The organism is Candidatus Obscuribacterales bacterium (assembly GCA_036703605.1).
Lineage (GTDB): Bacteria > Cyanobacteriota > Cyanobacteriia > RECH01 > RECH01 > RECH01.
In genome coordinates this window covers 1-10,321 of the sequence record DATNRH010000555.1, presented here as the reverse complement: position 1 = coordinate 10,321, position 10,321 = coordinate 1, and the positions used below count along the sequence as shown (strand labels likewise).

The following is a 10,321-nucleotide window of genomic DNA, read 5'->3' as shown; positions in this document are numbered from 1 at the left end:
CAGGCTCGGGTAAACGAACTACTTTTTTGGCAGTCGCGGTATCCGCTTGATCATGAGTCATCAGAACTTCTCCAAAAAACTCCCGCTAACTCGTTGGGTAGGTGATAAGGAGAACCGGCGCGGCGATCGCTGCGCCAATCTACACCAACACGGGAACTGATATCCATCTAGACCAACACCCTTCTAGTGGGCTTATCTCCCATGGTCTTGTCTAGAATCCGGTCTTTGTAGGCTCACCCTAGGAGCAATGGCAGTCTACGGGGCGATCGCCTATGGAATGATTAGAACACATAGGCTGCCAGGATGTGAATCAACATGATGGTAGCAACGCTGAGGGTCGCGTAGGCAGCCAGTTGTAACGTTTTTGATACATCATCAACCCGCTGCTTGTTTGCATTATACGTCTCCGACCAATTGACCATCATCTGTAGCTGATACTCAACCGCCGACAGGGCCAGGTAGCGCTCTAAGAATTTACGATCTTCTAGGTTTGGACTGACGGCCACCTGACGGGGCAGAAAGGCACGTACGAGCAGGGTAAAGCTGATGAAAAAACCAATCACTTCGGCCACGGTAAAGGGGCTGGGAATCATCATCAAGCGAGAGATGGTGAGACTGGTGAGCAGGGCCCCGTTGGCAACAAACAGGATATTCAGTTTGGTGGTCAACAAGTGGCTTTGTTCACGCTGCTCTTGCAGCACGATGCGCACGTCGCGAAAGGCTAGAGAAATAGTCTCTGGAGAGAGCAGAGGCTCATCTATGGTCGAAGAGTCATTGATCGGAGAGTCATTGATCGGAGAGTTGTTCTCCGAGGCATCTCGATGGTTAGCGGGAGGGGCGATCGCTTCCTGGGACTCCACAGAAGGCTCTGGAGCGGGGCGATCGCTGGTATGAACAGGAAAATCAATCGTGGTCTGGGCGTTCAGACCATCGTCAAAGGACATCCAAGATGACATGGGAGGGTATGGGGAAGGCGAGGCTGAAGACGATTGTAGAGCACCCTACGCAGACTGGAGGTAGTCTACGACCGCTTGAGCGATCGCTTCGTTACCGTTGATCGGCAGCGAGTCGGGAAGACGAGGAGCTTGAACTGGAGCGTGTAGAAACTCCCAATTTCCCTGAAAAAAAAGCGCGGGGTCTATATCTTGATGATAAGCATGATTATGGATTCCTGCCAGTAGCAACGGCGCTTCGGCAAAGCCTTCTCGGGGCAGGGTGCAAACAGCGGTACCCACCCGACAAGCTTCAGCAAAGGTACCATAGCCAGGCTTAGCAATGATGCGATCGCAGAGAGGCATGAAGTCCACCGGACGATGGCGATGATCGGTGACCACCCGCAGATTCTCTAGGCGAGGAGCCTGGCGATCGAAGGTGATGAAGTGCCAGTCAGGAAACTGCTGCACTGTTTCGTAGGGCACTTGCTCTAGTCCCAAACCGCCAAAGGTGAGGAGGACAGTGCGTTCCTTGGGTTGGTCTAGGGCATAGTGCGATCGCAAGGCCTCTAGATCGCTCTCGGGGCAGCTACCTGTCAGACCCACGTCGGTGATCTGGGGAAAGGCGCTCATGGATTCATTGAAAGGCAGACGAAAGAGGCGATCGCATTGGGAAAAGTGTTCGGCAATCCAGTCAGCAATCCCCACAAAGCCGTCACCCCAAGGGCGATAGATAAAATCCCAGCCAAAATTACTCGCCATCCAGCAGGGTACGCCAGCCCCGTGAGCGATCGCCACAGCTAAGGGCGGAATGTCTGCCAACACAAGCTTGACTCGATTTTGGCGGAGAAACTGCACTTCCGAAGCAATCACCGAGCGGGCCGTGGCCTGAATCTGCTGGAGGTGGGTCAGCGTTGCCCTCAGATCCATCTGAAAACTATCGCCCTGCACCACTCCAATATCCAAGGCACGAGGACGGTGAATGAAATGCCCAGACATCTGACGTTCCAGCAGCCAGCGCGGCGCGGTCGTCGCCAGAATCACCACCACCTCGGGACATAGCTGCTGAATGAGATCCACGACTGCCGTTGTGCGGGTCGTATGCCCAAACCCATGATTGGTCATGGCGACATACAAAATGGGAGGGGTCATTTAGGTTAGTTTCCGTCACGGTGTCGAGTGGGGCCACCCCCTTGCCGGAAGAAATTCTCCTCCTCGTCCTCCTGAGATGAGCCGGAGGTGGAATCTCGGGTAGGGCTGGGGCTAGGTGATGGGCTAGGCCGCGGTGTGGGCGCAGGCGCAGGTGTAGGCCGCGGTGTGGGCGCAGGTGCTGGACTGGGTGCTGGACTGGGCGCTGGGCTGGACTCAGAGCCAGAGGGTTGCGATCGCTCCGGTTGCTCCGCTGGCGGTTCAGTTACGGGCGACGTTTCTGGGCTAGGAGCCGCTGGCTCGTCCAATAGATTGGATTGCCGAGACTGCATAATTAACACCGTCAACCCCATAATCGCGGCCGCAGCGATCGCCGCCAAGCTCACAAACACCCAACCCCAAATTCCCCCCTGTGACTGCTGCGTAGGTACGGTATGAACCACGACAGCAGGTGGCGCAGACGAGACATGCGCTGGCACCATCGGCGGCGAGCCGGAAGGGCCATAGGCTACGGGAGCAGATGGCACATAGCCCGGTGCAACAGCCAACGTGGGACCCGTCATCGGTTGCTCAAGAGGCTGGGCTGGTTGGCTGGGTTGACTGGGTTGACTGGATTGATTAGGTTGACCTGACTGACCTAACCCATGAAGCACAGGTGGACTCGTCGGCGGGGTAGTTGGCACACCATCAGGTAACATCGCCAGCCAATCAGCAATAGTGGGCGGACGAAACTGGGGTTCGACGGCCATGCCTCGCATCACCGCTTGACTCACTGCTGTGCTAATGGTGGGCTGCAGATCTCGGGGAGCAGCCATGGGCTGGCGGCTCCGCAAGATGGAGGCAATGGGCACTTGGGCCGTCAAGAGAGCATAGAGGGTGGCAGCAAGTCCATACACATCGGTGGCAGCAGATCGCTTTTCTCGATGGGCATATTGCTCAATTGGGGCATAGCCCACCGACAGCAAACTGGTGTGCTCCTGGGTAACGCCGGGGGTAAACTCTCGGGCAATGCCAAAGTCAATCAGCACCACTTCATCGGTGCCCTCTCGCAGAATAATATTCTGCGGTTTCACATCACGATGTAACAAACCATTGCTATGAACCAAGTGCAGCGCTGCACCAATTTGACGAATGTAATGAATAGCGATCGCTTCTGGCAAAGGCTGATGGGGAAACACCACTTGGTCGAGGGTTTTTCCTGGAATGTAATCCATCACCATGTAGGGAATGCCATCTTCCGTGAAAAAGTCACTCACCCGCACAATATTAGGATGGGTGCAGACGGCAAGGCGACGAGCTTCATCGCGAAATAAATGTTCCACCTGGGCAAACTGAGGATGCTCACGATTGGCAGGGCTGAGGGTTTTAATCACCACCGTTTGCTGTAAATCTCGATGGGTCGCTCGATAGGTCGTACCAAAACCGCCCTGTCCCAACACATCAGATAGGGTATATTTCCCATCTTGCAGGGTTTGCATCATCAGCGGATCAATCATTGGTCTTCGCCCTCATCCACATCAGCCATTACCCAACTGCCTCACCCATACCATGCACCAAGCAAGCATACCTAAACAGCATGATCCCATGAACTCACAGCATCCACTCTAGAGATACCTAGTCCACAACCGTAGATTTTGGTTGAGACATGGCCTAGATAAACGTTCCAACGTCGATAAACGTCTCCAGAAATTCTTGATGTCTTAACCTATAGAACGATAGCTATCTCCGTCTTTTTGTATAGCCCTTTCGCATGAAGACTACTGCCCTGATTCTAGCCCAGTTCATTTTAGCGAATGGCGACCGTGCCACCAACGGACAGAGCGATCGCTTCCCCCGCTTGCCAAGTACCGATCGGCTGATTGTTGATCCTGAGTTCCGGAGCACCACCATGGGCAATCGCCCGCATGACTATCTGCATGACTGCCCGCACTACTGAATATTGTTGCGAATAGACGACAAATTCACATTGCCAAAATTGGTGACCAAGGCAACATTGAGGTTTTCCAAGGATTTAACCAACCACAGAATCTCATCCAGGGTTTGAGATTCATAATGGTTGAACAAAATAGAGAAGCGGCGCTCTAGATGCGGTTTCACCTTTTGAGACAGCATGGCAATTTTCAGCAAGAGCCCCATGGTTTGCACCGGACCTAAGTTAGTGATCAGGTCAATGAAGACAAAGTGACTCGGCTGCTGAGAACTTTCCACCACGAGAAAATTGAACAACTGGCTGCAGGTGCGCACCAGCAAAAAGTCATCCACTTGGCGATCGTCACTTTCAGGGAAAATATTCTGAAGCTGATCGTACAACTTCTTGTTGAACTGCCGCCTGCCGTAATCTGCCTCAATCGAGGTGGTTAAGTATTCGTATAAATCCGACTTGAAGGCGCGATAGGTGGGGTTACCGCTGATGTGGGTGAGAAAATTTTGGGCCAAGTCTCGGTACGTGTAGGATCCTTGCACCTTGCCTACAAATTGGCGCACGGCAGTATACAGCTCGCGATCGCTCAGAAGGGTTGGGTTATTCACCGGTTTCACCAATCGCGCTGCCCGCTCATGGGACGTGCGCGACGCAATTTGGGCACGGCTCACCAGATAGGTCATGTATTGTGACAGATCTGTTTCCAGCATGGTCTGTCGCTGGGATTGGAGCGTGCGAATAGTTTGCTGGTGTTCTTGAGAGCTATTTTGGCTCAGCAAACTGTGGGGATAGAGGTAGGGATAACGGGTGATCAACTGCCCCAAGGGCGGATTGTCCCGATTATTTTGCAGCTCATCGGTAATCACCCGCACCAACCGCTGCAGAGTTAGGTATTCCTCCGTATGGGTGAACTGCTTCACCAAGGTTTGCAGCCGCCGCAGGGAGGTAGAACGAAACCGACTGCCACCCCCCTGAGCATCAGAATTATCAAATAGGGCCACTAAGTCAGCGATCGCCCCCTGTTGCCCCGGGCTCATTTGCCAACGGTTCACCAAAATGTGGCAGCAGCGATTCAAAATGTATTTGAACTGATCCGGCGACGACGTGCTGACAATTTGAGTTAGAGCAGCGACAACTTCTTCATCGGGATACCCCCGTCCCACAATAAACAACTGGCGGAAACGCTCAATCATTTCGTCGGGGGTTTCCTGCTGCACCCACAGCAATAAATGCTCATAGAGCAGTTGCTCATTGGTGAGCGGCCCACGACGTTCAAGGGTCACCAGCGGCTTGCGCAGCGGTGGGAGATAGGGCTGGTCTTGCAAAATAGTAGACTCGCCACTATCCATGGGCGATCGCTCCGAGGCAACCTGGGGCTGCAGCACCGTTGATTCACCATCATCCGCTGCTGCCCGCCCCGGAGCAGCATAGGGATGGGTCTGAAAAATCGTCGCCTCAGCATCATCCGCCGTGGGTGGGCTAGGCGGTGCCTGCAAGACGGTCGCCTCATCCAGAGACGGGGAAGGTGTGGGAGTTGGGCGAGGCGGATGGAGCGACAGCTCTAGCTTCCGACTAGCTGCTAAAAACTGCTGCTCTTGACGACTCAGCGGCTTGCCCACCGACCAAGCCACCGCCCGCTGGAGCGCCTGCCCGGTTAACAACGGTGCCCGATCTTGCCCCCGCGACACCACCCAAGCGGCCAGCGCATCATAAAACGGACAAACTCGGTTCAGATGAGAGTTCACCCAATCCAGGTTAAAAATAGCGGCATAAATCCGGTTATACACCCGCAAAACCGGCTGCTTCATGCGCTGCCCTGTCGCATAGGAAGCCACCAAGCCCGAGAGCCGTAGCTCCATCTGAGGCATGCTGGTATCCATGGGAATCTCGCCCTGCTGGAGAATGTGACGGTAGAGCGCCAGCAGTTGCTTGGTCATCACACCACCCTGCAAGAGGCGATCGCTGATGGTGCGGAGATGTTCTGGTTCGTCTTGGGCCTGCCAGTTTTCCAAAATGCGCGTGTGGACGAGGCGAGCGATCGCGGCCCGTTCCTGCCCCGGTTCAATAAACCCTAGGGTAGGCACCAGCCGACATAGTTTCTGGGTGAGAAATGGTTTGCCCCCCGTCCAGCCCAGAATTTCCATCATGACCTGACGTGGATCTTGAGCATAGGCGCTCAGCCCCTGCATCAAGGGCAGACATTCATGGGGCTGAAAGCTAGTGAGATGTACCGCTCGCCCAATGTTGAACGGCGTACGGTTTTTGTCTTTGATTAAATCGGAAGGAGAGGCCACGCCAAACAGGGCAAAGGTGAGCCGTTGGTAGGCAGGTTGATCGGCCCGAAAGTCGTAGCAGGCCCGCAGCGCAAAGAAAAAGTCATCAACGGAAAACTTGAGGCTGAGAATGCTGTCAATTTCATCAATGAAAATGACAATCGGCTGCTGGATCTGCACCAAAATGACCTGTTCCAGCAGCTCGCAAAAGCGCTGCACGGGAGACAACATATCGCGATCGCGCCACCAGGTACGTAGGTTCACCTGATCGGCTAAATTAAAGCCCGTGATCAAGCTGCGAGCCAAGCCGGCATACCACTGCTCCGGCGTTAGATCTTGACAGCCCACCTTGGTTAAATCCACCGCAACGCAAGCTACCCCAATTCGCTGGAGCCGCCGCATAGTCTGAACCCGCAAACTCGACTTGCCCATCTGCCGTGACGTCAGCACATAGCAAAATTCGCCGGACTGCAAACCTTCATAAAGTTCCTTATCAGCCGGGCGATGGACATAGGTTGAAGCATCGGCTGGCAGAGACCCCCCAACCTGATATAGTTCAGCCGAGTGACTTACGTTGTTCATGGATGCTTCTATACATTCGGCAATAACGCTCGCATCAAACGAAACATCGTCTCAGGTTCACCCCTTACAACTACTTGATTTCCCTAGCAATCTGCTCAGCAAAGGTACGGAAGTTGAGACACCCCATGAACTGACTCCATGAGTTTACACTAGCTTTCCCTCGACTCAACCCAAGGCAATCATGAGCGATCGCCCCTCACCTAAGCGACTAGTGTTGAATCACCTTTGAACCACAATAGTTGAACCGCAAGGTTAACGCCACGAATGAAACCAGCAGGTGATGCAAGAGTCACGAGTTCATGCCATGGATCGCCGGATCGGCAGGGGCACCGTTGGAGAGCAGGAAGCGATCCAAAAGAATGGCGTTGTAACCTGCTAGGGGTAGAGATGTTCAATTTGAGGTGGAGATATTCGATGATAGGTAGCCAAGGTGCAGCCTAAAGTCAGTCTTTCAAGAACTCCTAAGTCCTGTTTAACCACATCCCAATCAGGGGGGATTTCGTTAAGCGCACCGGATGAACAGCTCTAGGCCACTCAAAATCTTTCTTGGCAAAAGCCCCATAGCTCCCCAGCCTGATCATCTTGCAACTCCATAGTCTCGACCATATCTTCTAGGCCTTGACTCACTCTAGGCATAAATGTTCGTGGTTGATCGTTGAATCTAACGTTGGCAATGATGGTTGAATGACACCCTATGTCCAGTGTGCCCATATTGCTCGGCGAACTACTAAAGTGCCCATGTGATCATGGATAAGCGATTGCCCCTAGCGACTGGATAAGCGATCGCGCAAATAATGGCGATACAAATAGCAGCGGGGCACCACCTCATTGCCCCGCAAATGCACCAAGCCAATGCTGTGCAGTTTAAAGGCCTGGGTTGCATCGAGCCGCACTGGCCCATCCGCCACCACCACTCGCGTCATAGCTTGGAGTAGATCAGGATTTTGCTCCAAGCTCCACAAATGCCGGCGCAGGTGATCCCCATAGAGCCCTGATTCGGTGGTTCCTTGATCGAGCAGCCGTTCTAAGGTAATGTCCCGACGGGCTAGGTGGTAGAGCGCTAGGCGCACCAAGTAGGGATGACCACCCACGAGCGCCATTAGCTGATTCACATCCCCCATATCCCACGCCAGACCATGGAGCTTAGCAAGGCTATAAATTTGATCACCGCTAAACTCCGGCAAAGCTACGGGGGTACCAACATTAAAGGGAGACTGATTAATATCCATGGGGACATAGACTTCCGTGGCATGCACCACCACTAAGCGCAGCTTTTGCCAAATATCCCGACTTTTAGCATCTTCGTGCCAGGCCCGCAGCAACACGAAGAAGTCAGCGGCAATCTCCGGATACTGAAAGATGTAGTCCACTTCATCCAGCCCGATCACCAAGGGAGCATCCAGCTGGCTCAGCAGATATTCCTCAAAGTAGGCGGTGCAGTTATCTTTGCTGCCAAAAATATCGTCCCAGTAATCCGCAAGGCGGTTGGGCAACTGCAGCCGCCGGCCCACACTGGCACAAAACCATTTGAGAAATTGATCTAAATCCCGCAGGGCTCGATCATCGGCTAATTGCAAACTCAAGGGCACGGTGTAGTAGCGCAGCTGCTGAGCATAGTGCAACACCCGCGTCATCAGCGATGTTTTGCCCATTTGGCGCGGGGCTTTGATGCGCAGGAGCGCCCCCGGCTGGCTAATGGCTTCCTGGCAGCGCACCTCCACGGGGGGACGTTCGGTATAGAAAATCGAGGCGAGGTTCACCTGCCCCTCAGGCATTTCAGGCACAGCGATCGCGGGCAGGTGAATCCCCCCGCTCCAAGGTTGTTCATCGGTGGTCGGTTCCTCCAGCGATCGCCCCTCAGACAGCAGCGCCAGCATATCCTGCACTAGACCAGTCGTGTCGGCATCGGAATGCCATTCCCAATGGTGGATGCGATCGAGGTAGCCTTGCAAATTAATGAAGCCACTCAAGTTGTAGTCCAGCAGAGCATGGCTAGGAAAATTCACCCGAATCGGCACAATTTCCGGCTTGCGATTGCTGGTGTAGCCGCGTAGCTCCTTGGCGCGGCGCACCTCTTCAATGATCATTTCACTGCCCGCCGATTGGGCAGACAGGAGGAGGACGAAGTAGTCACATTGATTCAGCTCTGTTTCCAAGCGCTGAGCCCAGTGGTCGGAGAAATGGGTACTTTCACCAGCCATAAAAGCCGAATGCCCCGCCGCTGACATCGCAGCATAGAGCGTATGGGCAAGCTTGAGATCCGGCGATTGATCGCGGTAGGACACATAAACCCGCTGCCGCAAACTAACGGCGGGAGTGGGCGGAGCAATGTGGTAGATGGGAACAGCCGACTGGATGCCTTTCAGAGATCGCAATCCCAGATAGGTGACGGGCGATCGCACCTGATTGCGCACAGCATCGTAGACCGATTGGGAAAAGCTGATGCCGCCAGCCACGGCTTCTTTCTGCAGGCGGGCGGCCATGTTCACCCCATTGCCCATCACATCCGTACCGCTAAAGATCACCTCACCAAGGTGAATGCCGATGCGATGCTTCAAAATATCTTGGGGTGGACAACCCACAGCATGATCTGCAAAGCGCTGCTGAATCTCGATGGCGCACTGCACAGCCTGTTCAGCATTTTCGAAATAGACCAGCAGCCCATCCCCTAGCGACTTTAAAATTTTTCCGTCCCACTGCTGGCAGACCTGCTGCATCACCCCATAATCTCGATGAATCAGGGTAAAGGCATGGGCTTCGTTGTGCGCCATCTTAGCGGTGAAGGATTCCACATCCGTAAACATAATTGCCGCCAACGCTCGTTTTCCAGAGAGCAAAGGCGGAAGGGTAATGTTTTGAATGGGCTGGTCGTCAAGATCCATGATGAAATGAATCGTAGAGAAAGATGGCTGGTCTCATGGCAGAGCGATCGCTCAAGAGTTGGCTTATGGGATAGGACTCATAGGAGGAATGTTGTACCCATCCAACACCTGCGCAACTCAGCTCACGTGCAGACGGCCGTCGGTTTTAACCTAGATCATTCCATCCATGGCCCCAATAGCAACCTACATCTTAGATGGCAACAGCGCTCAGCGTAACCATCTCGTATCGCAGACTAGAGTAGACCGTGGTATGAACCGAGCATACCCCAGGCAGTCCCAGAACATGACCTTAGCCAAGTTGCTTATAGTCTAATCGCAAGCGATCGCATCCTCACACCAGCACTTCGGGAGCATCCCAGTTTTGCAAGTTGACCCTCATTCCCCAACCCCTTCTCCCCAAACAGGGAGCAGGGGAGCTGGATTCAAAGTCCCTCGCCCGACTTGGGCTACCGCTTATACACAAGTTTCCTTTAATCTAGATGGAATGATTTGCGAGGTGCATTCACCATGATAGATAACCCCATTGTGCTCCAAGGAGCCCAGATTTCAGGCAGTGTGTTCGGGGATGCGCGTCTGGCTAAA

General features: G+C 53.9%; 6 protein-coding genes. 1 reads left to right on the top strand and 5 read right to left on the bottom strand.

Annotation, left to right across the window (positions count from 1 at the left end):
• Window positions 1–281: 281 nt before the first annotated feature.
• Genes V6D20_11905 through V6D20_11895 form a run of 3 tightly spaced genes read right to left on the bottom strand, consistent with a single transcriptional unit; the run spans window position 282 to window position 3,577 of the window.
• Window positions 282–956, bottom strand: coding sequence for a hypothetical protein (locus V6D20_11905; GenBank protein ID HEY9816483.1), 675 nt, complete (start codon window positions 954–956; stop codon window positions 282–284).
• 45 nt (window positions 957–1,001) lie between these two features.
• Window positions 1,002–2,057, bottom strand: coding sequence for a hypothetical protein (locus tag V6D20_11900; protein ID HEY9816482.1), 1,056 nt, complete (start codon window positions 2,055–2,057; stop codon window positions 1,002–1,004).
• A gap of 32 nt (window positions 2,058–2,089) precedes the next feature.
• Window positions 2,090–3,577 carry a serine/threonine-protein kinase gene (locus tag V6D20_11895; GenBank protein ID HEY9816481.1) on the bottom strand — a complete coding sequence of 496 codons (1,488 nt, stop codon included), beginning with the start codon at window positions 3,575–3,577 and terminating at the stop codon, window positions 2,090–2,092.
• A 254-nt stretch (window positions 3,578–3,831) separates the two neighbouring features.
• On the opposite strand from V6D20_11895, the gene V6D20_11890 reads away from it, so the two are divergent.
• Entirely contained in the window at window positions 3,832–4,017 is a 186-nt protein-coding gene (locus V6D20_11890) for a hypothetical protein (GenBank protein ID HEY9816480.1), read from the top strand.
• On the opposite strand, the gene V6D20_11885 is transcribed toward V6D20_11890, so the two are convergent.
• Together V6D20_11885 and V6D20_11880 are read right to left on the bottom strand one after the other, a co-directional pair.
• Window positions 4,011–6,857: an AAA-like domain-containing protein gene (locus tag V6D20_11885; GenBank protein HEY9816479.1), complete on the bottom strand. Its 2,847-nt coding sequence runs from the start codon at window positions 6,855–6,857 to the stop codon at window positions 4,011–4,013. The genes V6D20_11890 and V6D20_11885 overlap by 7 nt on opposite strands.
• A gap of 764 nt (window positions 6,858–7,621) precedes the next feature.
• Complete coding sequence (locus V6D20_11880) at window positions 7,622–9,739, bottom strand: AAA-like domain-containing protein (protein ID HEY9816478.1); 2,118 nt, start codon at window positions 9,737–9,739, stop codon at window positions 7,622–7,624.
• Between the last annotated feature and the right edge of the window lie 582 nt (window positions 9,740–10,321).

What these genes read in the sequence shown, in the direction of transcription:
- V6D20_11905 (HEY9816483.1), bottom strand. Translation starts at nt 956, where the DNA reads ATGTCATCTTGGATGTCCTTTGACGATGGTCTGAACGCCCAGACCACG.
- V6D20_11900 (HEY9816482.1), bottom strand. Translation starts at nt 2,057, where the DNA reads ATGACCAATCATGGGTTTGGGCATACGACCCGCACAACGGCAGTCGTG.
- V6D20_11895 (HEY9816481.1), bottom strand. Translation starts at nt 3,577, where the DNA reads ATGATTGATCCGCTGATGATGCAAACCCTGCAAGATGGGAAATATACC.
- V6D20_11890 (HEY9816480.1), top strand. Translation starts at nt 3,832, where the DNA reads ATGAAGACTACTGCCCTGATTCTAGCCCAGTTCATTTTAGCGAATGGC.
- V6D20_11885 (HEY9816479.1), bottom strand. Translation starts at nt 6,857, where the DNA reads ATGAACAACGTAAGTCACTCGGCTGAACTATATCAGGTTGGGGGGTCT.
- V6D20_11880 (HEY9816478.1), bottom strand. Translation starts at nt 9,739, where the DNA reads ATGGATCTTGACGACCAGCCCATTCAAAACATTACCCTTCCGCCTTTG.